General features: G+C 50.0%; 1 protein-coding gene. It reads left to right on the top strand.

The features are described from left to right. Nucleotides 1–616 (top strand): hypothetical protein (locus AC23N5_RS31435; protein ID WP_487758567.1); only part of this gene is annotated, 616 nt, incomplete at both ends.

Genomic DNA, 616 nt, shown 5'->3' with positions numbered 1-616 from the left:
CCAACCCCAAAGGCACGATTGTTGTCAACGCTACAGGAACGGGTACAATAGAATACAGTATCAACAATGGTGATACTTGGAGTACCGATGCCACTTTCAGTAACCTAGCTGCGGGAAATTATAACATCAAAGCACGTATTCAAAGCAGCCCTACCTGCGCGACGACCTACGGTACCCCCATTGTGTTTTCTTCGCCGTTTTCTGCCACCGCTATCGATACCTGGACGGGTTGCGTATCTACTGATTGGGCGACGGCAGGCAACTGGCAAGACGGTAGCGTTCCTACGGCTACTGATGATGTAAATATCCCTAATGTAACAAACGACCCCGTTATTGGAGCGGGTACGGCTGCCGTGGCCAAGTCGGTGCTAGTATTGGGCGGAGCGGTACTGACGATAAACGCTACGGGAAGCCTTGCTATCAACGGCGCAGTATCACCGCGTCATGGATTAGACAACTATGGTACGTTGGACAATAGCGGTACCATCCGAGTAGGTAATACCAGCGCCGTTGGAGCCATCGGTATTGTGCATCGAAACGGCGGTACATTTAATAACAAATCAGAAGGCGCTATTTATATTGACCAAGCCGCGGGCAGTCAAGCATTTTATTCAAA

Source organism: Runella sp. R5_40, from assembly GCF_057652295.1.
This window is presented reverse-complemented; position numbering and strand designations above follow the sequence as displayed.